The sequence below is a fragment of the Paraburkholderia sp. Ac-20340 genome (genome assembly GCF_017104965.1).
Taxonomy (GTDB): Bacteria; Pseudomonadota; Gammaproteobacteria; order Burkholderiales; family Burkholderiaceae; genus Paraburkholderia.
Genome location: NZ_JAAGPR010000011.1, coordinates 24011 through 48275, shown reverse-complemented (window position 1 = coordinate 48275; position 24265 = coordinate 24011). Strand labels below are relative to the sequence as shown.

Below are 24265 nucleotides of genomic sequence, written 5' to 3'. Positions count from 1 at the left end.
GTCCTGATTAATGTTGCTCGCGCTGCGCGTCGTGTTCGATCTGGCGCTGCGCCCGCTGCGCGGCCTGCAGGCGTGCCTGCGCCTGCGCGTCGCGGCGCGCCTGACGACGGCGCAGGAAGCCGAACAGCCCTGCCGCAAACGCAACCAGCGCGACGATGCCCAGCACCTTCGCCAGCCAGCCGAGCGACAGCCCGAACGACGCGAGCCACCAGTCGAGGCCGCGCCAGATGCCCAGATGGCCCACGTAGTAGCTGTGCTCGCTCACGAGCGAATCCACTTCCTGGCCGCGAATCGACACGAGGCTGCCCTGGATCGGCTGCTTGTCGTAGTTCGGCACGCCCAGCAGCGCGGAAACCGCATCCTTCAGGCCTTCAGGCTGATTGCTGACCATCATGACGACGCTGCGGCCCTTCTCCTTCGGCGATTCGAAACCGGCCAGCACGGCGCTCACGCCCGGCCCGGTCCACGAAAGCTGCAGGCTGCCCGGCGCGGCATCGAGACGCGGATTCGAATGGAACCAGCCGCGCACGCGGCCCGGCAGATCGGACAGCGAGAACTGCGCGCCATGGTCGTACGCGGCGGGCATGTATTGCGCCCAGTCCTTGAGCCAGGCCTGATCCGCGCCCGAGGCGATCACCAGCAGGTCCTTCGACGCGGGCATCGCGTCGATGCGCTGGCCGCGCAGCACGGTCACACCGCGCGCCGCATAGCCGGTCGAATCGCCCATGCGGCCCATCACGGACAGATACGCGCTGTATTCCTGCACGCCCGCGTTCTCGCCGAGCACGACATCGGTATCGGAGAGATCGGCCATGCGCGTGAACGGGAAACCCGCCTGCGCGAACGCCGCCAGGTTAGGCATGGCGATGTAGTGCGGATACTTCGACAGATCGATCGTCGATTCCGGATCGATCGCGCCGCGCACGTTATCGATGATGATGTCGCGGCATTCGCCCTGCTTGATGTAGTCGTACATGTAGCGGAACTGCAGCTGCGTGTTCGGCTGCAGCAGCGTTTCCAGCGGCACTTCCAGCTTCGCCTGGCGCGGCAGGCTGCTGTCGGGCAGCACTTCGGCGCGCAGCTTCGCGCCGCCTTCGAGGCGTTCGAGCGGCAACAGCGGAATCGACTTCATGAACTGGTCGCTCACGCTAAAGAGCAGCGACGAATTCACCATGTACGGCTGCGGCGTGTAGCGGTAATGCAGGTCGATCGGCACATTCGGCGCATGCCAGCCGAACAGGTCCGGCGGCACGCGCGTATTGATGCGGATGAGGTCGGGGCTATAGCCCGATACGCTCAACTGCTTCGCATCGATCAGTTCACCGAACGACACCGGCCGGTCGGTACGTAGCCAGCGTGGCGCGTCGTAAGGCTTGCGCGGCGTGATTTCGGCGAAATGCGTGATGAGCGCGCTCGGGCCGGAAAGCGTCTGGCTGCCGGTGACGAGCGCGTCGGCGGCCTGCTTGAGTTCCTTGCCGTCGCGGCCCATGACGAGCAGCAGCTTGCCGTTGGGATCGTTCGGATTGGCGACGATGGCGAGCGTCGGACCTTGCAGCGGCGCGCCCGCGAGCGTGGCCTGATCCGCGCCTTCGACGATCACGATCGCGTTGCCCTGCTGCGGCACCGTCGACAGCGAGACCGGGAAATCCGCGCCGCGATAGTTCGCCAGCGCGCCGAACCACGACGACACCGAACCCGCGGCTTCCAGCGCAGCGGCATCGGGATTGCCCGCGAACACGAACGGCAGGCTCAGGCGGCGGATGTCGTGCGTGTCGAAGAACGGCATCGGCAGGCGCGCGAGATCGTTGGCCTGCGGCAGCGGCTGGGTATCGATGCTCAGCGTGCTGTCGTTGCTGATGTTGGCCCACAGGCTCGAATGCAGCGGGTCTTCGCACTGCGTGGTGTAGTGGCCGATCAGTTGCAGACGCAACTTGCTGTTCGAGGTGAACAGATACGGCGGCAGCGCGATGGTGCGTTGCAGGCTCGCGCCGGCCGTGTCTTTGGGCACCGCGATCGACGCCGCCACCTGATCGTTGACCAGCACGTTGATGTGCGAGAGATCGGGCAACAGCGCCGGCGAATAGGCGTAGCGCAGATTCAGACGCGCGCCGCTCACGACCTGGTCGTCGCGCACGCCGACCGGCAGCGTGTTGCTGCCATCGACGCCACGCAGATTCAGCGCGTATTGCGCGCCCAACTGGCGCAAGGTGTAGGTGACGGTCGAAGTCGGTCCTGCCGCTGCCGGCGCCACGGTCGGTGCGTTCGCGCCTGCAGCGGGCTGCGGCGCGGCGCTCTTCGCGGCATCGGCGTTCCCTGCCGCGACCGGCTGTGCCGCCAGCGTCACCGATGCCCAGAGGCAGGCACAGCCCAGCAGCAGCGCCGGCTGCACGGTCATGCGACGCGCAAGGCGTGCCCGGGAAAGGTCAGGCCGTCTTTTAAACATGAGAACCTCGTCGTCCTTCTTCACGTTGCGATGTCTGGGGAATGGCCAGGTCCAGCCGGTTCAGCGCGCGCCGGTGCAGCAGCACGCCGCCCAGCAGGCCGATCAGCACGACGCTGCCGAGCGTCGCGAACAGCAGCAGCACGATATGGCTCGCGAAGAACCACTCGATGCCCAGCCGCAGCGGCAGGGAGCCGATGAAATAGCTTTGATCCGTATTCAGCGTGGTCAGCAGACCGTCGTGCACCACCACGAGGCTGCCGCTGAGCGAGTCGTTGGCGCGATAGCGGCGCGCCTGCAGCACGCTCACGACCGCGTCGAGCCCAGCCGGCGAATTGGCCGAGATGACCACCACGCTGCGGCCGCCCGCGAGCGGCGATTCGAGCCCGGCCACCATGCCGTCGTGGTCGTCGCTGCGATAGAGCGCCGCGATATCGGCGTCGCGCTGCGCCTGGGCGTGACTGCCGGTGAGCTTGTCCCACCACGTCGACAGCGTGTGAGCGCGCGCGCTGACCGGGCCGAAGAAGCCGCGCGGCAGCATGTCGTGCCAGGCCTTCAGCACCGGCTGGTTATCGCCCGAAGCCAGCACGAGCAGATCCTTGTCGCGCAGCGCGTCGTCCTTGAGCACCTGCGCGGGACTGCTCACGCGCACGCCCAGCACCGGATAGCCGGTGGCCTGGCCCATGCTGCCCATCAGCGTCAGATACGCCGAATAATCGTCGGCGACCGGTTGCGCGGGCAGGATCACCGCGCTTTCGGACAGATCGGCCAGCCGCGTGAACGGAAAGCCCGCATCGCCGAACAGACGCAGATCCGGCATTGCCGTGTAACGCGGCAAGTGCGAGATATCGATGGTCGAAGTCGGATCGATGGCGCTGAGCAGCGGGCCGCTCGGCACGTCCTGCCAGTTGTCCTTGCTCGCGACGTCTTCGTAGCGATAGTCGAATTGCAGCGTCGTGAGCGGCGGCAGCAGATAGGTCGGGATGCGCATCGTGGCGTGGCCGTCCGACGCGTCGCCGGGCAGCGCGAGTGTCTGGATCGGCGTATTGCCCGCCAGCACATGCAGCGACGAACGCGCCGACTCGGGCCGCGCCGTGTAGCGGTAATGCAGATTCAGCACCGCGCCGCTGTTATCGAAGCCGAACAGTCCGGGCGGCAGATGCAGATCCACGTCGATCGCGCCGGGACGCAGGCCCTGCACCGTGAAGCGATCCACCGGCTGGAGTTCGCCGAGTTCGACCGGACGGTCGCTGGGCAGCCAGTTCGGGGCGTCGAAGGGCTTGCGCGGCGCGCCGGAAACCGGGCCGTCGATACGCACCTGCGAGCCCGAAAACGTCCGCGCGCCCAGCGCCAGTGCCGTTGCCGCCGTGTGCAACTGCTCTTCGTCGCTGCCCGTGACGAGCAGCAAACGGCCAGCCGGGTCGTTCGGATTGGGCACGATCGCGAGCGTCGGGCCATCGACGGTGAGCGCGCTCAGGCCGAGCCCTGCGAGTTCGTCGCGCGAGGCCAGCACGACGGCGTGACCGTGCGCGGGCAACGCGCCGAGGCTCGCGGAAAAATGCGAGCCGCGATAGCCCGCCTGCGCGCCCAGCCACGACGTCACGATGCCCGCCGATTCCAGACGCGTGCCGCCCGGCGCGCGCGGCAGCACCACGGGCAGATTCACGCGGCGCACGTCGCGCGCGTCGAAGAACGGCGCGGGCAGTTGCGACAGATCGCTGGCCGCGGCTGCGGGCACCACCGTCAATTCGAGTGCGCTATCCGGGCCGGCCTTGAGCCACAGATCGGCGCTGAGCGGATTGTTGCCCTGGTCGCTCGCCTTGCTATGGGCGATCAGTTCCAGGTTCAGATGATTGAACTCGGTGAGCAGCGAAACCGGCAGGTCGATCGTGGTGTTCGTGGATGCGGCCGGTGCCGGTTCGGGCAGCGGGATCGTCGCGCCCACCACGCTGTTGAGCAGCACGTTGAGGTGCGAGAGCGCGGGCAGCAGCGTCGGCGAATAGCGGAAGTCGAGCACGAGCTTCGCGCTGACCACGCGTTCGTCGCGGCGCAGGCCGAAGTCCATGCCGCCATAGGCGTCCTCGCCGAGCAGGGACAGGCCTGCCGCGGCGTTATCGCGCAGCAGCGGAATGCGGTAGGTGTAGGTGTTGCTTTCGGCGCTGGCTTGCGGGGCGGCGTTGGACGGCGCGGCCTGCGTGGCCGAGGCCGGCATAGGCGCAGCCGATGCAGCTGCAATCGCGGGCGCGCCCTGCGCCATCGCCACATTCAGCGAGAGCGCGGCGATGGCCGCGAGGCCCGCACCGAAGCGCGCCGCCAGGCGGCGCGTGCGCAGCAGCGTGCACGTCAAGGTGCGCGTAGACGTCAGGTTGCCGGCACTCACGATTGTTTCGATCCCAACTCGCTCGCCGGCGTTTCGGTCGAGCGGCCCAGCCGCTCGCGCCCGCCCATCAGCAGATGGCGGAACAGGTCGATCAAACCGCGCACGCCTACGCCCAGCACTTCGAACAGGCTGCGCAGCGGCCGGTCCGGGCGATAACGGCCCCACGAGGCAATCCAGCTATCGGCGCGCGAGAAGGTCACGCGCATCAGGTCGCGCTCCTGATCGATGGTCAGCGCCGGGAAGCTCACGCCCACGGTGCGGCCACGGCACACCTGCACTTCGGCCGGGAACTTGCCTTCGTAGTCGTCGCGGAACACCGAAACGAGAATGCGCTCGCCGCGTTGCGGCATCGGCGCATCTTCGGGCAGCACGAGGCCGAGACCGCCCTGCGAATAGTCGCTGGTCTGGCAGGCGATGCGGCGCCCATCGGCCAGTTGCACGGCGGCGGGCAGTTCGATCTGCACGCGCGGCGTGAGGCGCAACTGGCGCGATTCCGTCGCCACACCGGCGGCGGCGCTCAGGTTCATCACGTTGTAGATCACCCAGACCAGGTTGAAGACGATACTCATCGCCTCGGGCCAGCCCGGGCTGCGAATCAGGCCGACCACGCCCACGCCGAAACCGGCGAGATTGATCAGCAGCAGCACGATGTACGGCCGCGCCATCGCCCAGTCGAGGAAGGACTGGCGGATCACGCCGCCCTTCGACGTCACGTTGAAGCCCTTGCTGCCGGGGAACAGCACCGCTTGCAGCGCGGGCAGGATCACGTACCACGCCAGCACGGTTTCGTAGACTTCGCTCCAGAACGAATGCCGGAAACGACCTTGAATCCGCGACGCGCCGATGCTCGAAATCACCAGATGCGGCACCGCATAGGCGAGCACCATCAGCGCCGATGCATGGAACACGTGCGCGCCGAAGAACAGGAAGGCCATCGGCGTCAGCAGGAACACAATGCGCGGCAGGCCGAAGAAGAAGTGCATCATCGCGCTGAGATAACAGAGCCGCTGCGGCAGCGTCAGGCCCGAAATCAATAGCGGATTGAACTGGCGGAAGATTTCCGCCATGCCGCGCGCCCAGCGAATGCGCTGCCCAACGTGACGGCCGAGGCTTTCCGTGGCGAGACCGGCGGCTTGCGGAATCGGCAGATAGCCCGTGTTGTAGCCCTTCATGCTCATCTTGAGCGCGGTCAGCGCATCTTCGGTGACGCTTTCGGTCGCCACGCCGCCCACTTCGTCGAGCGCCGAACGGCGCAGCACCGCACACGATCCGCAGAAGAACGCGGCGTTCCAGAGATCGTTGCCGTTTTGCAGCACGCCGTAAAACAGGTCGCCTTCGTTGGGCACCTTGCGGAAGGTTTCCAGGTTGCGTTCGAACGGGTCCGGCGAATAGAACACGTGGGGCGTCTGCACCATCGCCATCTTCGGGTCTTTCAGGAACCAGCCCATGCAGACCTGCAGGAACGAGCGCGTGGTCACGTGGTCGCAGTCGAACACGGCGACGAATTCGCCGTCGGTTTTCGCGAGCGCGGCGTTGAGGTTGCCGGCCTTCGCGTGCTGGTTGTCGGGGCGGGTCAGATAGCCCACGCCGGCCTCGGCGCAGAATGCGCGGAATGCTTCGCGGCGGCCGTCGTCGAGCAGATAGACGCGCATTTTGTCGGCCGGCCAGTCGAGCAGCGTCGCCGCCAGCACCGACTGCCGCACCACTTCGAGCGGCTCGTTATAGGTGGGGATGAACACGTCCACCGTGGGCCAGAGCGAGGTATCGGCGGGCAGCGGCACGGGGCGGCGATGCAGCGGCCAGAGCGTCTGGAAGTAGCTGCACAGCAGCATCAGCACGGCATAGCATTCGGCGGCCAGCAGCAGATAGCCGAAGGTCATGTCGAGCGGGCTCGTGAACGAGAGCGTCTGCGTCATGCGCCAGTAGAGGTAGCGCATGGACATGAACACCGACAGCGCGACCAGCGACACGGTCAGCACGCGGCCGCGAATGCGGCTCAGGAACCACGCGACGACCATACACATGATCGCGAAGATCCATTGCTTCGACAAAGCCAGATGGACCGTCATCGCGGACGTGAACAGCCCCACGGCGGCCAGCATCACGACCACGCGCGCCCAGCCCGACGAAAGCAGCGAGGTGCCGGTGGCGAGGAGCTTGTCGTCCCAGTCGCCGGCGTCGTCGCTCTGCCCCGAACCGGCGGGTTGCTGCCTGCGCGGCAGCGGCTTGTGTTCGATCTGTGCCATAGCAATTATCCCTGGCGGGCCCTGATCCAAAGCGCGATCAGCAGCACCAGCACCACGCCCGACAACACGGCCATCACGCGGATCACGCCCGTTTTTCGCGCCGATGCGACGGGTGCCGCGGCGCGCCGGTCGTCGTCGGCCAGTCTCATGCTGACGGCGGGTTCGCGGTCGCTATCGCCGTTGGCGTTCGTCGGCTGAAGTTGTTCGGTCGATTGTTCGCTCTGTTGTGCGCGTGCCTGCGTGGCAATGTCGATCGCCGCGGTGGGCACGCGCAGTGTCGGCAACAGTTCGAGCACGCGATCGGCGCACGCGATCAGATCCGTGCGCCCCACGCTTTCCTGCGACGATTCGACGACGGTTCTGCCCTGCGCCAGCGCCTCGCTCACCGCGCGGTCGGCGCGCACGCGCGCAAGCACGCGCTCGCCCAGCGCACGCTGGATCAGTTGCGCCGCTTCGCGCGACAGCGCACGCGTATCGTCGGCCTGATTGATCAGACAGACGGCTTCGCGCTTGCCGTGGTGACGGCGGATCAGGTTTTCGATCTGCGGCAGCGTTGCGTAGGACGCGGCATCGGCGAGCACGACGGAAATCACCAGATCGGCCACGCCCAGCGCCTGACGCGAAAAATTCGATACACCGGGCGGCGTGTCCAGCAACACCAGCGCGTCGTCGGGCAGCTTCAGGCTCTGCAGGTGGCGCGAGAGCCAGTGCGGATCGTCGGCGATACGGCGCTCGAGTGCCTGCATATCGCTTTCATTTAGCTGACCGAAAGGCAACACGCTCACGCCCGATGTCGTGCGTTCGCAGACCTCGCGCCAGCTCGTGTCGCCCACGCTCGCGCGCGACAGGCCGAAGTAAGCCTCCGGCTTGCCGCCCAGATGCAGATGCAGCGCGTTTTGCGGATCGAGATCGAGCGCCAGCACCGTGCGGGCGCGACGGGTCAATTCGACAGCCAGGTTGGCCGCGATCGTGCTCTTGCCTACACCGCCTTTTGCGGAAACGACTGCGACTACGATCATGGCGTCCCGCGTGGTGAGGCATCGGAACGCGGCTCGCTGCGCGCGAGCAGGCGTGCGAACACGCTGCCGAGCGGCGCCGGTTGACTGGGGGCGGGTGCGGCCGGCTGAGGTGTGGCCGGCTGAGGTGCGGCCGGCTGAGATGCGGCCGGCTGAGGTGTGGCCGGCTGGGGCGCCACTGCGGGCGCTTCGACAGCGGACAGCGGCGCGGCCGCTACAGCTTCAGTCTCGACGATGGCGGATTCAGCCTGAACGATGGCCGGTTGCGGCGCGATTTCCGGCTGCGCAGCGCTGGCAAGCTGCGGCTCGATCGCAACAGGTTCGGGCAACGCTTGAGCTTGGACCTGCGCCTGCACCACCGGCGCGTCACCCGCCTCCGGCACGACCGGCGGCGGTTCGGACGCGGCATCGGGCAGCGTCCACGCGAACAGTGGCTGCGCGGCGGCATCGGCATCGGTCGTATCCGACGCGGACCACGGGCCACGCGAGCCTTGCATCTGCTCCGTTCTTTCCACTTCCTGGTACTGCGCCGGATTTCCGCCCGCTACCTCGAAGAGATTCGCAATGTCCGATGCACCGCTCATGCGCCGACCCCGTCGTATTCGTTGTGCGATCCACCGACCGGCGCCACGCGCCTCCCGCACAACTTGCTGTTCTTTACTTGCCGAATAGAAAAACCATCGTCCCCGATGCATCCGCCGGTCCGGCCGTGGTGATCCGCAATTGCGGATCGGCGCCCAGCTGATGCATCCATGCTTCGTAGGCGCCTTCCAGAAACGCCCCGGCCCAGGGAAGATTCTCCGGGCCAAACGCCGCCTTGAGCGGCGCGTGGTAATGCGTGAGCACCAGCCAGTCCTGCGCCTCGCGAATTTCGACCGTACCCCAGTCCAACTCGCTCCAGACCCGATTCATCGCCGCCTGCATCTCGGCCACCGTGCCGGACGGCGCAAGCGCATATTGACGGCCGAATTGTTCGCCCGCGCTACGCATGAGCTGGGTCAGGAGCCGGGGCGTCAGGTTTTGCGTCAACTCTTGCGTAAAGAGCGACAGGAACGGTCGCCATTGCGGTGCAGGCATGGAATTCATGACATATCCGTGCGCCTTGCAGGCAGGCGCACATTGCAAAGCGGAACTGATAGAAACGGCCCTGAGCACCATTCGGGCCGTGACCGACGATACGCGCGATGTACCTTGAGATGATCCGGCAAGGACGTCGATTCAAACACGCGCGCGGGGCGGATTATACTGATTATTCTCTCGATGTTTATTTTTTTAATCTCGCAACAGCGCCCGATTTGTTACGTCGACGCGACAAAATAATCGGTAAAACGTTTGCGGATGAAAAAGGGGCAATGTCTGAGGATATAAGTGTCCAGGCGCACAGTGATATTCATCAGACGAGTCCTGCAAATCACGCAGCGTGTTCGGTTACGAGCCGCTTGCCATCGCCACATCCGGGTCCAGAAGCGGCTCGCGCGGCGCGACGAATACGGTTTTCTGCGCCGGTTCTGACTGCTCGTAGTCAAGCGGCGCAACAGGTGCAGCCGCCTCCTGCGCGCTGTCATGCCGCCATTGCCCGCTTTCCAGATCGCCGTCCCAGAGCGGCCCGTGCACGTCCAGATCGATGGCGCCTGGCGGATGCGCGTCGAACAGTTCCGTATAGATCGCCTGGGCAATGGCCAGTCGCGCGAGATGTTCGGCGGGAACATGCGCAAACGTTTCGTCATGCACGCGCGGCACCAAGAGCGAAAAAGGCTTTTCTGCAGAGCCGATTCGAATGAATCCAACACTGATACCGGATACGACAATCACGCTGTAGCGCAATGCTTCGTTCCCGTGCCCCGGAATACGAAACATGAATTCGGTCGTTTTCATTTTTTATTGTGACCCGGCATGCGTGCGAGGCATGAGGTCAAACTGGATTATCTTTTATAAGCCGGCGTCCAGATTGCCAGTCTGATCATCTGGACCGAACACACATCGACAAACTTCCCCGCGCCGATGCGTGCACAAAAAAGCCGCCGTCTCGAACGAAGCGGCAGCCTGAATATTCGCATTTCGATTGCGCCTGGCCTTTGAACAACCGGTGCCGCATGAATTTGCAGTCGATGAAAATACTATCATGCAACGGACTGCTTACCATCTTCGGCCAATTTAAAAATTCGAAAAACTTCCCGGATTTTACGTAACACCATCATGCAACGGCTTGATGAATTTCCCGCGATGAGCCACGAGATTGTTTGCATCGATTCATTGCAAACGTTTGCAGATGAATTCTGAAGAAATCTATCTGATTCGCGATTACGCAAGCAACGCGTCATTCCTATGAACAAATGCCGTGCGCGCGCCGCCGCTCCCGCCTTATCGATACTTATGTGCGGTAGGTAACAACGGCGATTGACTCAATGTGGGAAACCACCCATATTTTCTTACAGGCGGTGGCGCGCGGTCCGGCCCCTCCGCTTTCCTGCGCATGTAGATCGTGAGTTTCGCGATTGCCCGGCGATCGCATCAACGACGATTCAGAGCATGCCGACTTGACCGTGCCTAAGCAGCATCGTCATCACGGTGGGGCTACTGCATGTCAGCTGACATTACCCGTGCCCAGCGTCTGCCCGCCGCGTGCAGGCATTGCGGCGGCGTGCTCAAGGAGTACGTCGATCGCTGCCCGTACTGCGGGGCGAGCCGTCCGCTCGAACGCGCCGCGCTGCGCGTGCGCTCGCGCTCCGAAGCTGTCGCGACGTCCGGCAGCAGCGCCGGTGCGCCGCCTGCGCAGAACGCGGTGACGCCCGCGGATCATCCCACCATCAAGGCCGACTACCAGCACCACGCCGCGCTCGAACACGCACCCGGGCAAATCCAGCGGCGCGCCTTCCCTAAAGTCCTGTTGCTCGTTTTGCTGTTTCTGGCGCTTGCGTATGCGGCGTACCTGATGCTTGGCGGCGCGCGCAAGCCAGGTGACGCGGGCGATGCTGGCGAAGGCCAGGGCATTCATTCGCTGGTCGGAAAAATTTTGCCCTACCTGCCACGCAGCCGTTCGAGTCCGCCCAACACCAACTCGAGCGCCGATACCCCACCCGCCGACGTTCCCAAGCCCGTCGCCGTGCCGCAATTCAAGGACGTGCCCGATAGCCTGCGCGCGGCGCACGCCAGTCTCGCGACCAACGATTTGTCTGACGCAAAAGCCGCCGACGAAGCCGCACTCGCACACGACGCGCAAAACAGCGATGCGCTGGCCATCCAGCGCGACATCGCCGCGCGCGAGCAACGGCGCGACAGCGCGCTGCAAAACGCCGACCGCTGCGTGAACCAGCGCGACTGGGGCTGCGTGCAGCAACAGGCCTCCGAAGCGCTCGCCATCGATTCGAGCAGCCAGCAGGCGCAGTCGTTGATGGAGCGCGCGATTCTGTCGACCGCCTGGGCACCGGCTGCATCGGGCGCTGCGGCTCCTGCGGCCAGCGCGCCCACCCCGACACATACGCCCCCCGCCGCGAACGACAGCGGCGCGGATGCCCGCGAGCGCGCCATTCTGCAAAACGGCTGGAAGTCTCCTGCACAGCCCGGCAATACCCAATGACCTCGCGCCCCAACCCGATCGTAATCTGCCGTCCATCACATCCAATGCGGGAGAGTGACCATGCTGAAGACGACTCTAGCGGCACTGGCGGGGTTGATCGCCCTGCTCTTTTCGGCGTTCGCCATAGCCGCTGCGGCTGACGCGCACTACAAGATCACGACCGGGCCGGAACGCGGCACGTATATCCAGATCGGCCAGGATCTCGCCAAATGGGTCGCGCAGCCCGCAGGCATCGATCTGGAAGTGCTGCCCTCGAAAGGCTCGGCGGAAAACGTGCAGCGCATGCGTTTCGAACCTGGCGTGAAACTCGCGCTCGTGCAGTCCGATGTCTATCAGGCTTATGTCGATATGGCGAATTCCGGCAATCAGGACGCCGGGACGACGATTCGCCCATTGCGTCTGATCATGCCGCTTTACGACGAAGAGATTTATTTCGTCGTCCGCAATGATTCGCCGATGAAGAGCATCAACGAGATCAAGGATAAGGTCATGAGCGTCGGGCTGATCGGCAGCGGCACGGCGCAATCGGCCACCACACTGTATCGCCTGATGTTCGGCCAGCCAATTCCCGATCAGAACGCGCAGCATCTGAGCAACGAAGATGCGCTGGCCGCGCTGATCGTCAAGAAGATCGACGTGGCGATTATCGTCGCCGGTCAGCCCGCGAAACTCTTTACCGACATGAATCCGAATCTGCTGCAGCAGATCCGTTTCCTGCACGTCGATCCGGCCGCGCCGGAAACCGCGCGCGCGAAACAAACCTATTTCCCCGCGACGATTCACACCTCCAGCTACCCGAACTGGCTCAAGGAAGATGTGCCGACGTGGACGGTCAAAGCCTTTCTCGTCACCTACGATTACAACCTGCGCGATACGGTCGGCAATCTGCGGCGTTTCGCCGATTCGCTCTGCGTGAACTTCGACAATCTGCAGGAGCACGGCCATCCGAAATGGAAACAGGTCAAGCTGGAACTGCCTGGACTCGGTAAGGGATGGCAATACTACCAACCGGTCGAGCGGCGCCTGAAGGCGTGCTTCGCGCATCGCGCCGCGACGCAGGCGGCCGCCGGTGCGGGCGCGCAACCACGCGCCCCCGCGCAGGTGGTCAACGGCCGGCCGTGTTCGGATCAGGAGCGCCTGCTGCTGCTTTGCGGCAAGTGAAGCGAAACGCAGGCTTCATCCACGCGAAGCGCAGGCGATTTTCATCAACGTGCGGGCCGGCCCCACGGGGTCGACCTGCTCGAAACGAATCTTCGGTTCGACCGCCCGCGCGATTTCATCGCCGTTCGCATCGTAGGCCAGCAGGCTCGCCAGGCCAACTTCGCGCGCCGTGCAGCGAAACGCAAATAAGGCGCGATCGTGGGTTTCCTGCTTCGCGCCAATCAGATTGGGCGGGTCGAACTCTGTGCGCGTCCACACCTTGACGATGCCTGCTTCGGCGGCAATCGAGGAAGCGTCGTAATAGATCGTCGCGCCGGAATCGTGTGAGAGCACGCGCCACTGCACGGCGTGGGCCGCAGCCGCGTAAAACAGCAAACCCATGCAACCGGTCGCGGCGGCGAATTTCCCGACGCTCACTGCAATGGAATCAATCGTGCAACGCGCCACGCTTTCCTCCTGCATTGCTGCGTTGAGCCAGTGCAAAAACCGGCAAACGCCAACCGCGCCAGATCGCGGTCAGGCGCAAGGATAAACCGGCCATAAAACTCATGGCGGTATTCAGATCGGTATCGACGCCAGCGCTGCGCAACAGCAGAAAAAGCCCCGCCGTCAGCAGCGAAACGCTCGCATACATCTCGTGGCGAAACACGATGGGCACGCGATTGCACAGCACATCGCGCAATATGCCGCCGACGATGCCCGTCGCGAGACCCGCCATCATCACGACCGGCACGCGATATTCCATCGTCAAAGCGACATTGCAGCCGATCAAGGTGAACGCCATCAGACCCATTGCATCGAGTACGAGAAATATCGTTTGCAGATGTCGAAGATATGGCGCGATCAGCATCGTCAGCAAACCCGCGCACAGCACGAGATACAGATATGCGGGATGCTGGGTCCACGCGACCGGAAAATGGCCGAGAAAGATATCGCGAACGGTGCCGCCGCCCAGTGCGGTAACGAACGCAATCACCAGAACGCCAAACATATCGAACTTGCGGCGGCCAGCGGCTAGCGCGCCGGTCATGGCTTCGGCGGTAATGGCAAGGAGATAGATGCAATTCAGCATGCTGCGCACCTCGGCAAAACGAGCGGCAGCAGGAACAACGACAGCAGAAAAAGCATAAGAACCTGGAAAAGAACAGGGTGCGCGATGCACACCTTGAAAGCCTCTCCCTCTGTCCTTTTACCTGAGAGTTTGGGCTCGTTACGAGCCTGCCCCTTCGGTGGACTGCGATCCTTGCACGCGCATCGATCGCGTGAATCGCAGCCTCTCTCCAGTCGGCGAAATTCTCTCGTGGTACATGTGCCTGAGCGATTCCGGGAGCTTGCGCCTTCGGCGGAGGCACAGATGGCCTCTCTCTCCCACGAAAGAGTCGGCGCAATTATCGGTGTCGATAAAGCTTCGTGTCAAATACGTGACGGTGCGCGACGATGCGATGTCCGCGCACGGCCTGGAGTCCATTGAACGATAATCGCGTTTCAACGCCCATCGATGCCCTCTCGCGAGGGCGAGGAAATCCATGCCAGACGCCGCTCCCCGCTCCGCCCGCATCACCCCGTTGTTCGCCCTCTTGCCTTTCCTGCGGCCTTATGCGGGACGCTGGGCGCTGGCGTTTCTCGCGCTGCTGACATCGGCGGGCGCCACGCTCGCGCTGCCCGTGGCGTTCAAATATCTGATCGACCGCGGCTTCGCGAGCGGCGAGCGCACGCATATCGACCGCTATTTCATCGCGCTCTTTATCGTCTCGCTGATACTCGCGGCGGCGACGGCCTTGCGCTTCTATTGGGTTTCGTGGCTTGGCGAGCGGGTCACGGCCGATTTGCGCCGCGCGGTCTACGACCACGTCATGCGCATGAGCCCGGAATTCTTCGAGACCACGCAAACCGGCGAAGTACTCTCGCGGCTAACCACGGATACGACCTTGATTCAGGCCGTAGTCGGCACGAGTCTGTCGCTTGGTTTGCGCAACGCGCTGCTGACGATCGGCGGCGTGACGATGCTGGTGACGACGAGTCCGGTGCTATCCGCCTATATCATCGCGACGCTGATCGTGGTGGTCGCGCCCATCGTTATTTTCGGGCGCCGCGTGCGGCGTCTGTCGCGCGCGAGTCAGGACAAGGTGGCCAATGCAAGCGCACTGGCTGGCGAAGTGCTTAACGCCATGCCCACCGTGCAGTCATACACGCAGGAAGCTTACGAAGCGCGGCGCTTTGGCGGCGCAGTGGAAATGGCCTTTGAAACAGCACTCACGCGCATTCGCGCACGTGCGGGGCTGACCGCCGTGGTGATCGTTTTCGTATTCGCGGCGATTGTGTTCGTGCTGTGGCTGGGCGCGCAAGCGGTGCTGGCCGGGCGCATGACGGCGGGCCAGTTGTCCCAGTTCATTCTTTACGCGGTATTCACGGCGGGCGCGGTGGGCGCGGTCGCCGAAGTCTGGGGCGATCTGCAACGCGCCGCCGGTGCCACCGAGCGTCTGCTGCAACTGCTGGCCGCGCGTTCGCCGGTTGTGGAAGCCGCCGCGACCGTGCCGCTGCCGGCACAAGGCGAAGGCATCCGCTTGGAGAATGTGAGCTTTTCGTATCCGTCGCGCGCAGGCGTGGCTGCACTCGACGGCTTTACGCTCGATGTGCGTCCCGGCGAACATGTGGCGCTGGTCGGGCCTTCGGGTGCGGGCAAAACCACGCTGTTCCAGTTGCTGCTGCGTTTCTACGATCCGCAGTCCGGCCAGATTTCGATCAACGGCGTGCCCACGCAACAGGTCTCGCTCAACGCGCTGCGCCAGTCGATTGGCGTGGTGTTGCAGGAGTCGGTGATTTTCTCGGGCAGCGTGCTCGACAATATTCGCTACGGCATGCCCGACGCGAGCCTCGCGCAAGTGCAACGCGCCGCTGAAATGGCCGCCGCCGCAGGCTTTATCGACGCATTGCCGCAGGGCTACGATACGTTTCTGGGCGAGCGTGGCGTGCGTCTGTCGGGCGGTCAGCGGCAACGCCTGGCGATCGCGCGGGCGATCCTCAAGAACCCGCCCGTTCTGCTGCTCGACGAAGCCACCAGCGCGCTCGATGCCGCCAGCGAGCGCCTCGTGCAGACCGCCCTCGATAACGCCGCGCAGAACCGCACGACGCTGGTGATCGCGCATCGGCTGGCGACCGTGCAACAGGCCGATCGTATCGTCGTGCTGGAACATGGCCGCATCGTCGCGCAGGGACGTCATGCCGAACTGCTGCAAAGCTCGCCGCTTTACGCGCAGCTTGCGGCGCTGCAGTTCGAAACGAGCCCGGGCGATCTACCGGCAAAGATCGGTTAGCGATCCGAATTAACTGGAGGAGTGCGTGATGCGCGCGGCAGCGTCACGCCATTTCGATGCGATTGCGCCCGCGATCCTTCGCCTCGTAAAGCGCGTGATCGGCGGCGCTGAATGCCTCGCGATAACCGTTATCGCCCGATCCATTGCGCCAGGCATGCGTCGCGCCCAGGCTCAAGGTCACCACGCCCAGCGGCGAGCCACGGTGCTCGATGGCAAGCCGCTCGACACCCGCGCGAACGCGCTCCAGCGCAAGACCCATTTCGGCGCGCTCGATGCCCGTGAAAAACAGTGCGAATTCTTCGCCGCCCACACGGCCCGCAATCATATTGTGTTCGTCGGCGGCATCGCGCAGCACCTGGGCCACCGCGCGCAGACACACATCGCCGGCCGGATGGCCGTAGTTGTCGTTGTACTGCTTGAACCAGTCGATATCGACCATCACCGATCCCACGCCCTCGCCGTCGCGCGCGCCCTGCCAGCGCCGGTGGACGCTTTCGAAAGTGCTGCGGCGGTTGAACAGTTGCGTCAGAGGATCGACTGCGGACGCCATGCGCAGACGCAGATCGTTCTCGATCATCTCGCCGAGATGACGCAGCACGCCGCGCGCGTTGTCGTCCATGCGGCGCGGCTGCGGGTCCATTGCGCACAGCGCGCCGATCGGCTCGCCATCGGGCAGACGGATCGGCACAGCGGCGAAAAAGCGCACATGCGGCGGATATTGCACGAGCGCGCAGCGCTGCACGTCATCGCGTTCGAGCGTGTCTTCGACCACAAAGACACTGCCGGTGCGCAACGCGTGTTCGCTCAACGAGCTTTCGCGCGGCGTGTTCGTCACCAGCGCGCCCAGATCGCCGCAAAAGTGCTGATGCGATGCGTCGAGCAGCGTGACCGCCGTATAGGCCGCGCCCGTGACGAACTTGAGGATGCCAGTGGCGTGGCCGAAGCATTCGCGCATGACCTGATCGTCATGCAGAAGCCATTCGACGACCGACGGTTCCGCATGGGTCGGATGGAAGCCGGTCAGGGCAAGCTGCGGGCGCGAGGCCGGACGATCGGAGCCGAGGAGCGAGGACACGAGAGCTTCAATTGAGTGCGATGCCCTCTTAACGGCAGCAGGCGGGCAAAGTTTAACGAAATCGGGACCCGATTGTTTTCGCCTATTTGTACTATGAATGCAGGTTGCCTTACACCGTCTTTTTGCTGAAAACGTTTTATCGCACGGCAATTAATTAGCAATCCAGATCGTTTAATACGGTCGAAGCCCTTATTCAAACTGCCATGGCGGACATCAAGTCGGCGGTCTTTCGGGCGGCGGTGACGCCAGCGCGGCGCGTGCGATTGCGTGGTTTTGGCTCATCGGCGGGTCTCCTGGCCATCGCCCCGATGGCGATCGCCTTGCGATTTCGATTGTGCCCTCAATCCTAACCGTTAAAATCCCGGTCTTTCATTCCAACCGGCCTTTCCCGATGCAACCCGCTTCGCCCCCGCAGTCCGCCACACCCGCCTCCCACCCCACTCACGCCCACGACGACGCACCCGCCCGCGACCTCGTCTACGGTCCCGACGACCGCCCCGCGCCCGCCATCGCCTTCGTGGCCGCGCTCCAGCATCTGCTGGCCATTCTCGTGCCGATCGTCACGCCCGGCCTGCTGATCTGCCAGTCGCTGGGCGTGTCCAGCCGCGACACCACGCTGATCGTGTCGATGTCGCTGGTGATTTCGGGCATCGCCACTTTCCTGCAGTGCCGCCGCTTCGGTCCGCTGGGCGCGGGCCTGCTGATCGTACAGGGCACCAGCTTCAACTTCGTCGGCCCGCTGATCGCCGGCGGCAGCCTGATGGTCAAGCAGGGCACGCCGGTCGAAACGGTGATGGCCGCGATCTTCGGCGTGGTGATCGCCGGTTCGTTCGTCGAAATGGCCGTTTCGCGCATCCTGCCCTTCGTCAAGCGCCTGATCACGCCGCTCGTCACCGGCATCGTGGTGCTGCTGATCGGCCTCACGCTGATCAAGGTGGGCCTCATCAGCATGGGCGGCGGCTATGGCGCGATCGCCAAGGGCAACTTCGCGAGCGTCGAGAACCTCACGCTGTCGGGCGTCGTGCTCGGCACCATCATCGTGCTCAATCGCGTGCCCATCGTCTGGGTGCGTAGCACAGCGCTGGTGATCGCACTGGTGGTCGGCTATATCGTGGCGGGCGTGCTGGGTCGCCTCGACTTCACGGGCGCGCGCGAAGCCGCGCTGTTCCAGATCCCGACGCCGCTGCACTTCGGTATCGGCTTCTCGTGGTCGCTGTTCGTGCCGATGCTGATCATCTACCTCGTCACCTCGCTCGAAGCGATCGGCGACGTCACGGCCACCAGCAAGATCTCGCGCCAGCCCGTGGAAGGCCCGCTGTGGATGCAGCGGATCAAGGGCGGCGTGCTCGTCAACGGCGCGAATTCGCTGCTGGCCGGCGTGTTCAACACCTTCCCGAGCTCCGTGTTCGCACAGAACAACGGCGTGATCCAGTTGACCGGCATCGCCAGCCGTCACGTCGGCGTGTGGATTGCGGGCATGCTCGTCGTGCTGGGCCTGTTCCCGCCCGTCGCGGGCGTGCTGCAGGCCGTGCCGGAGCCCGTGCTGGGCGGCGCGGCAATGGTGATGTTCGGCGCCGTGGCCGCTTCGGGGATCAATATTCTCGCGGGCATCCAGCTCGATCGCCGCGCGCTGCTGATCATCGCGGTGTCGCTGGCGCTGGGTCTGGGCGTCTCGCAGGTGCCCGAGATTCTGACCAGCCTGCCTCACGCGCTGAAGAACGTGCTGGAATCGGGCGTGGCCACCGGCGGCCTCTGCGCGCTGCTGATGAACTGGTTCCTGCCGGAAAAGCGCTAAGCGGCTTTCGGTATCGCTTCAAGTGAAAACGCGGCCCGAGGGCCGCGTTTTTCATTGGGTTCGTCGCGTGATGTCGTGATGCCCCGCCCTAAACCGCACGAGCCCGCAAGCCACGCGCCGATGTCTTGCGCGTGCCCGCCACCACGCGGTCGCGGCCGGCTTCCTTCGCGCGATACAGGTTTTCATCGGCGCCTTGCAGCGGATCGGCGGATTTCGCTTTGCCCGCATCGCAGGTGAACACGCCGAGCGAAATCGTCACGCGCCCGGCCGGGCTTCTCGCGGGAATGTCGAGCTTGCGCACGGCGCTGCGCATCGCTTCGGCGATCGAGACGGCTGTGGCCGTCGCGCAGCCCGGCAGCAAGACGACGAATTCCTCGCCGCCATAACGGCTCACGGCGTCGCCCTGACGCCGTAGACAACCCGTCAGCGCGCTCGCCACGAGGCGCAGACAATCGTCGCCCGCCGCGTGCCCGTAGGCGTCGTTGAACAGCTTGAAGTGATCGACATCCACCATCAGCACCGATAACGGCCGCTCCTGATGCCGCGCCACGAGGCATTCGCGCGTGTAGGCCGCGTCGAACCAGCCGCGGTTGTAGAGGCCGGTGAGCGCATCGCGATTGGCTTTCTCTTCCAGATCCTCGTTGATGCGCGCCAGCCGCGAATAGAGCATCGAGATTTCGACCAGCAGCGCCGCCAGCAACGCCGACGACGCAATCACCGACGCCACGCGCGCCCCATACCAGCCCAGCGTAAAGCGCGCCGATCCCGCCAGCGTGAGCGTCACATCGGCGAGAAAAGCGAGTAGCGCGATCGACAGCCAGAGGTCGAGCACCGAGCGCATCCGGCCGCTGATGGCCAGTTGCGCGGCCAGCGCCGTCACGCAGGCGACCACCACGTAGAGCGCGAAATAGCTGTGGCGCAGCAGGCTGTAGGAGCCGTCCTTGATCAGCATGGGCAGCCAGTCGCTGAAGCGCACGGCCATCACGCAACCGGCCACACTGCCCGCGAGCGCCACCAGCAACAGCAGGCGCGCATGCTTGAGGCGAAACAGGAAACGTTGCGAGGCAAGGTGTTGCGCGGCGAAACCCAGCAGCACGATCGTGGGGAAACCGCCGTGCCAGAGCACCCAGATCCACACGGCCGTCTGCTTGCTCGCGCCGAGCAGACCGGTGGGCGCGAAGACGCCTGGGAAGATCAGCAACTGCACCGCGCATGTCAGGCTGCTGAAAGCGTAAGCGGCGGCGAGCGCGGCATCGATCGGCGACTTGCCCATGCGAAAACGCACCCACATGAGCAGCGAGGTAATCGCCTCGGTGACGACGACGGCCGTGCAGAAGATCGGCACGAACGGCGCGCACGCGGGCAGCGGCTGGCTCGCGTAGGGATAGATCGCCGCCACCAGCAAGCCGATACCCAAGGCGATGCTCAACGCGATCCAGCGATGCAGACGTGTCGGGCGTCGTGAGGTGATCAGCTTGTTCATGCGGGTGTCGGGCGGAATCAGGCGGGAACGGGGAAAAGCGGGCAGCGCTAAACAGCTCTATATCGGCGCGCATGGCCTCGCGCTTTAGCGCTGCATCCGCTTGCCGCTACGTTTTGGCGTAGGGGCTTTCCCGGCTCGTCTGAATCACGCCTTTACCTCGCCTTCAAGCGCTCAGCCGCCCGGCTTGAGCACCACGCGAAAGCGCGCCTTGCCGCTCATCATGCGGTCGTAGGCTTCGGCGGCGCGCGCAAGCGGATATTCCTCGATCATCGGCTTCACGCCGGAAATCGCGCTGAAAGCCAGCGTTTCCTGCGAATCCGCGGCCGTGCCCGAGGGCCAGCCCTGCACCGACTGACGCCCCATGATGAACTGCGTCACCGGTACTTCGACGGGCTCCTGCGCCACGCCCACCATGATCAGCTTGCCGTTCACGCCGAGGCCCGCAATCGCCGCGCTCATCGCCTGGCCGTTGGTGACGGTCGCCAGAATCACGCGCGCGCCGCCCAGCGCCTGCAGGCTTTCGCCGACGTTCTGCGCGGAACTGTCGATGTAGTGATGCGCGCCCAGCTCCTTCGCGAGCGGTGCCTTGTCCTGGCCGCGCGCGATCGCCACCGTCACATAGCCCATCTTGCGCGCGAACTGCACGCCCAGATGCCCCAGCCCGCCGATGCCGAGGATCGCCACCACATCGCCCGCCCGCGCGCCGCTATGGCGCAGCGCGTTGAAGGTGGTGATGCCCGCGCAAAGCAGCGGCGCGGCGTCGACATCGGAGAGATCGTCGGGCATGCGCGCGAGCGCTTCCTGCGGCGCGACCATGTATTCCGCGTACCCACCGTCGTAGCTGATGCCGGGCACGAGTGCGCTCTGGCACAGCACGAAGTCGCCGTGACGGCAACGATCGCAGTGGCCGCAATGGCCGCCGTGCCAGCCCACGCCGACGCGCTGGCCGACACTCCAGCCTTCGACGTCCGCGCCGGTGCGCTCGATCACCCCCGCGATCTCGTGACCGGGCACGCGCGGAAACTGCAGGCCGGGCCACTGGCCTTCCTTGGTCAGCGAATCGCTGTGACAGATACCGCACGCCTGCACCTTGATCAGCACATGGCCCGCGCCCGGTTCCGGGATCTCACGCTCGACGACTTCGAGTGGTCCGCCTGCTTTCGCTACCTGCACTGCCTGCATCGTTGGCATCGTCTGCTCCTTGAAGGGGGAAGCGCGCGGCGTGGCTCGACGCCGCCGGAAAGTGACGCGCTAGCAGGGTAACGCAGTGAGGGAAAACGTTGCGCGGGGGTGCGGCGGGGCTGCGGCTTTGCGGCGGCTGACGGGGGCCGCTTGCGCTATTGCGCTTCCCGCTGCTTGGGCGGCAGCGGTCGATCGAGCCCCGGTTCGACCGGCGTCGGCACCGCATCGCCGATCGGAACCGACAACTCCTCGGGCACCGGATCGCTATCGTCCGTGTCCGGCTGTGCCTGCGGCGGCTGCGGCGCGGGATCGGGTTCGGTCTGAGGCTGCTTGGGCGGCAATGGCTGGTCGAGCCCCGGTTCGGTGGGCGCCGGCACGGCGTCGCCGAATGGCCGCGATTGCTCCGAAGGCAGGATCGGCGGCTCGTCGTCGGGGGTGGGGAATTTGCTGGGGATGTCAGTGATTTCGCTCATCGCAGTGCCCTCCTGATGTCGATGGACTGGCGCTAACTCACAGCGACGACACTGCAGCACGCGACGTGCCGCGTCTCACGAGCGAAATCGGGGACGTAATCAAATTGTCAATGCGGTTGATTATCATTTGCGCTTTTTGATCGGCATGGAGCGGATGGAAGCGCGGATGGAAACAATCGATATTGGCGCGCCGCCCAGCGGACGCGTCGCGATAACAGAACCTCAATCGTCGGATCGCTACGACGCGCTCTCGCGTCTGCTGCACTGGATTTTCGCCGCGGCGATTCTTTACGCGACCGTCGCGGGCTATTCGCTCGCACAGTTGCCCGAAGGCGCGCTGCGCGATGACCTTTCGCGCCTGAATATGTCGATCGCCACCGTGCTGATCGTGCTGTTTCCGCTGCGCGTGTGCTGGGCGTCGGTGCGGGCCGGGCCGCGCGATCTGCCTGGGCTTTCCGCTGCGCAACGCGCGCTCGCGCATGGCGCGCATCGGCTGCTTTATGTCGCGATCTTTGCCGTGCTCGCGAGCGGCTATCTGATGGTGCCGCACGGTTATGCGTTTTTCGGCCTGATCGAGATTCCGACGCCGTTCGAGCAAGGCGCACTCACCGCACGGCTGTTCGCGATTCATCGTGCGAGTTGCGCCGTGCTGGCCGGTCTCGTCGTGCTGCATCTGCTCGCGGTTGCCAAGCATCGATGGATCGCGCGCAACGGCGTGCTCAAGCGGATGCTTTAAACGCTGCGGCTCACGCCCGATACCCCAAACCCCGGTCGCACAGGCGCGCGATAGCCGCTTCATCGAAGCCCCAATCGAGCAGCGCCGCCCGTCCGTGCTCGCCGCGCGCGGGCGCTGCGCGCCCTGCCTGCGACGGCGTCGCCGAAAAGCGCGGCGCGGGCGCCGGATGAACGACGCCTTGCCGCTCCACAAAGCTGCCGCGCGCCACGTGATGCGGATGCGTCGGCGCTTCGGAAAAACTCAGCACGGGCGCGACACAGGCATCGCTGCCGTCGAAGATCGCGCTCCATTCGTCGCGCGTGCGGGTGAGAAACGCCGCCGCAAAGCGCTCGCGCAATATCGGCCAGCCGCTGCGATCGTGCTGCTGCGGCAAACCGGCATCGGCAAGACCGAGCTTGTCGAGCAACTGCGCGTAGAAGCGCGCTTCCACCGCGCCCACCGCCATATAGCCGCCGTCGCGCGTGCGATAGCTGTCGTACCAGGGCGTGCCGCCATCGAGCAGATTGCTTTCGCGCTGTTCGCGCCAGTGGCCCGCCGCCAGCGCGCCCCAGACCACCGATCCCAGTTGCGCGGCGCCTTCGATCATTGCGGCATCGACCACCTGCCCCGCGCCGCCGCGCTGCACATTCACCAGCGCCGCCACCACGCCGAGCGCCAGCAGCATCCCGCCGCCGCCATAATCGCCGACGAGATTCAGCGGCGGCACCGGCGCCTCGCCCGCGCGTCCGATCCCGGAAAGCACGCCCGACAGTGCGATGTAATTCAGGTCGTGCCCGGCGCGCGGCGCGAGCGGCCCCGACTGCCCCCAACCCGTCATGCGTCCGTAGACCAGCCGCGGATTGCGCGCCAGCGCCGCCTGCGGTCCAAGCCCGAGACGCTCCATCGTGCCGGGCCGGAAGCCTTCGATCAGCACATCGGCGTGGACGATCAGATCGAGCGCGGCGGCGGCCGCTTCGGGCTGCTTCAGGTCGAGCGTGATCGAGCGGCGACCGCGCCCGATGATGTCGATGCGCTCGCCCGCGCGCTTCGGGCCGAGATCGTCGGGTTCGGCGGGACGGTCGATGCGCAGCACGTCCGCGCCCATATCGGCCAGCAGCATCGCGCCGAACGGGCCCGGGCCGATTGCTTCGAATTCCAGTACGCGGATGCCGCTTAGTACGCCCATCTGTGTGCCCCTCAAGAGTGCTTGCATGAGCGGACTGTAGCGACCGGCACACCCGCCGCACCCACCCATGATCGGTAGGGCATTGACCTGAATGCTGTAGGAATTCGAGCGGGAAGACGCCGTGGAAAGTGCGATTCGATGCGGCGAGCCGAAGGTGGCAACGCTGTTGGGGTCGCGCAAAAACTTGGCTGTTAGTTGCAATACAACCGATAAAAAAGAGCG

General features: G+C 64.9%; 19 protein-coding genes and 1 riboswitch. Of the genes, 5 read left to right on the top strand and 14 right to left on the bottom strand.

Annotated elements, in window-relative coordinates; genetic code table 11:
- Positions 1-7: 7 nt before the first annotated feature.
- The 7 genes from bcsB to G3N59_RS16420 all read right to left on the bottom strand — a co-directional run bounded on the left by bcsB (position 8) and on the right by G3N59_RS16420 (position 9813).
- Entirely contained in the window at positions 8-2395 is a 2388-nt protein-coding gene (bcsB, locus tag G3N59_RS16450) for a cellulose biosynthesis cyclic di-GMP-binding regulatory protein BcsB (RefSeq protein ID WP_205983688.1), read from the bottom strand.
- A gap of 40 nt (positions 2396-2435) precedes the next feature.
- The gene (locus G3N59_RS16445; protein WP_205983687.1) at positions 2436-4820 is read right to left on the bottom strand and encodes a cellulose biosynthesis cyclic di-GMP-binding regulatory protein BcsB; all 2385 of its coding nucleotides are present in this window, start codon (positions 4818-4820) and stop codon (positions 2436-2438) included.
- Positions 4817-7066 carry a UDP-forming cellulose synthase catalytic subunit gene (gene bcsA, locus G3N59_RS16440; RefSeq protein ID WP_205983686.1) on the bottom strand — a complete coding sequence of 750 codons (2250 nt, stop codon included), beginning with the start codon at positions 7064-7066 and terminating at the stop codon, positions 4817-4819. Before bcsA ends, G3N59_RS16445 begins: the two co-directional genes overlap by 4 nt.
- A gap of 5 nt (positions 7067-7071) precedes the next feature.
- Complete coding sequence (gene bcsQ / locus G3N59_RS16435; protein WP_205983685.1) at positions 7072-8085, bottom strand: cellulose biosynthesis protein BcsQ; 1014 nt, start codon at positions 8083-8085, stop codon at positions 7072-7074.
- On the bottom strand, positions 8082-8666 hold the full coding sequence (gene bcsR / locus G3N59_RS16430) for a BcsR/BcsP family cellulose biosynthesis protein (RefSeq protein ID WP_205983684.1): 585 nt from the start codon (positions 8664-8666) through the stop codon (positions 8082-8084). The genes bcsQ and bcsR overlap by 4 nt, the downstream gene beginning before the upstream one ends.
- A 73-nt stretch (positions 8667-8739) precedes the next feature.
- Positions 8740-9168, bottom strand: a complete 429-nt coding sequence (bcsD, locus tag G3N59_RS16425; protein WP_241023495.1) for a cellulose biosynthesis protein BcsD — start codon at positions 9166-9168, stop codon at positions 8740-8742.
- A 342-nt stretch (positions 9169-9510) separates the two neighbouring features.
- Positions 9511-9813, bottom strand: coding sequence for a hypothetical protein (locus tag G3N59_RS16420; protein WP_205983682.1), 303 nt, complete (start codon positions 9811-9813; stop codon positions 9511-9513).
- 850 nt (positions 9814-10663) lie between these two features.
- On the opposite strand from G3N59_RS16420, the gene G3N59_RS16415 reads away from it, so the two are divergent.
- Together G3N59_RS16415 and G3N59_RS16410 are read left to right on the top strand one after the other, a co-directional pair.
- Positions 10664-11659 carry a hypothetical protein gene (locus tag G3N59_RS16415; protein WP_205983681.1) on the top strand — a complete coding sequence of 332 codons (996 nt, stop codon included), beginning with the start codon at positions 10664-10666 and terminating at the stop codon, positions 11657-11659.
- Between the two features lie 60 nt (positions 11660-11719).
- Positions 11720-12820, top strand: a complete 1101-nt coding sequence (locus tag G3N59_RS16410) for a TAXI family TRAP transporter solute-binding subunit (RefSeq protein ID WP_205983680.1) — start codon at positions 11720-11722, stop codon at positions 12818-12820.
- 15 nt (positions 12821-12835) lie between these two features.
- Here G3N59_RS16410 and G3N59_RS16405 read toward each other — a convergent pair whose 3' ends face one another.
- Positions 12836-13237 (bottom strand): surface-adhesin E family protein, encoded by a 402-nt coding sequence (locus tag G3N59_RS16405; protein WP_205983679.1) that lies wholly within the window; start codon positions 13235-13237, stop codon positions 12836-12838.
- A gap of 10 nt (positions 13238-13247) precedes the next feature.
- Complete coding sequence (locus tag G3N59_RS16400; protein WP_205983678.1) at positions 13248-13892, bottom strand: trimeric intracellular cation channel family protein; 645 nt, start codon at positions 13890-13892, stop codon at positions 13248-13250.
- A gap of 219 nt (positions 13893-14111) precedes the next feature.
- A riboswitch (glycine riboswitch) is annotated at positions 14112-14201 on the bottom strand.
- A gap of 145 nt (positions 14202-14346) precedes the next feature.
- Between G3N59_RS16400 and G3N59_RS16395 the strand changes: the two genes are divergently transcribed.
- Positions 14347-16134 carry an ABC transporter transmembrane domain-containing protein gene (locus G3N59_RS16395; protein ID WP_205983677.1) on the top strand — a complete coding sequence of 596 codons (1788 nt, stop codon included), beginning with the start codon at positions 14347-14349 and terminating at the stop codon, positions 16132-16134.
- Between the two features lie 43 nt (positions 16135-16177).
- On the opposite strand, the gene G3N59_RS16390 is transcribed toward G3N59_RS16395, so the two are convergent.
- The gene (locus G3N59_RS16390) at positions 16178-17209 is read right to left on the bottom strand and encodes a sensor domain-containing diguanylate cyclase (protein WP_346777894.1); all 1032 of its coding nucleotides are present in this window, start codon (positions 17207-17209) and stop codon (positions 16178-16180) included.
- A gap of 391 nt (positions 17210-17600) precedes the next feature.
- On the opposite strand from G3N59_RS16390, the gene G3N59_RS16385 reads away from it, so the two are divergent.
- Complete coding sequence (locus G3N59_RS16385; RefSeq protein WP_205983676.1) at positions 17601-19004, top strand: uracil-xanthine permease family protein; 1404 nt, start codon at positions 17601-17603, stop codon at positions 19002-19004.
- Between the two features lie 88 nt (positions 19005-19092).
- Here G3N59_RS16385 and G3N59_RS16380 read toward each other — a convergent pair whose 3' ends face one another.
- From G3N59_RS16380 to G3N59_RS16370, 3 genes are all read right to left on the bottom strand, one after another.
- Positions 19093-20487 carry a sensor domain-containing diguanylate cyclase gene (locus G3N59_RS16380; protein ID WP_205983675.1) on the bottom strand — a complete coding sequence of 465 codons (1395 nt, stop codon included), beginning with the start codon at positions 20485-20487 and terminating at the stop codon, positions 19093-19095.
- A 171-nt stretch (positions 20488-20658) separates the two neighbouring features.
- Positions 20659-21678, bottom strand: a complete 1020-nt coding sequence (locus G3N59_RS16375) for an alcohol dehydrogenase (protein WP_205983674.1) — start codon at positions 21676-21678, stop codon at positions 20659-20661.
- A gap of 146 nt (positions 21679-21824) precedes the next feature.
- Positions 21825-22142, bottom strand: a complete 318-nt coding sequence (locus G3N59_RS16370; protein ID WP_205983673.1) for a hypothetical protein — start codon at positions 22140-22142, stop codon at positions 21825-21827.
- A gap of 166 nt (positions 22143-22308) precedes the next feature.
- On the opposite strand from G3N59_RS16370, the gene G3N59_RS16365 reads away from it, so the two are divergent.
- Complete coding sequence (locus G3N59_RS16365; RefSeq protein ID WP_205983672.1) at positions 22309-22878, top strand: cytochrome b/b6 domain-containing protein; 570 nt, start codon at positions 22309-22311, stop codon at positions 22876-22878.
- 10 nt (positions 22879-22888) lie between these two features.
- On the opposite strand, the gene G3N59_RS16360 is transcribed toward G3N59_RS16365, so the two are convergent.
- On the bottom strand, positions 22889-24043 hold the full coding sequence (locus tag G3N59_RS16360) for a CaiB/BaiF CoA-transferase family protein (protein ID WP_205983671.1): 1155 nt from the start codon (positions 24041-24043) through the stop codon (positions 22889-22891).
- Between the last annotated feature and the right edge of the window lie 222 nt (positions 24044-24265).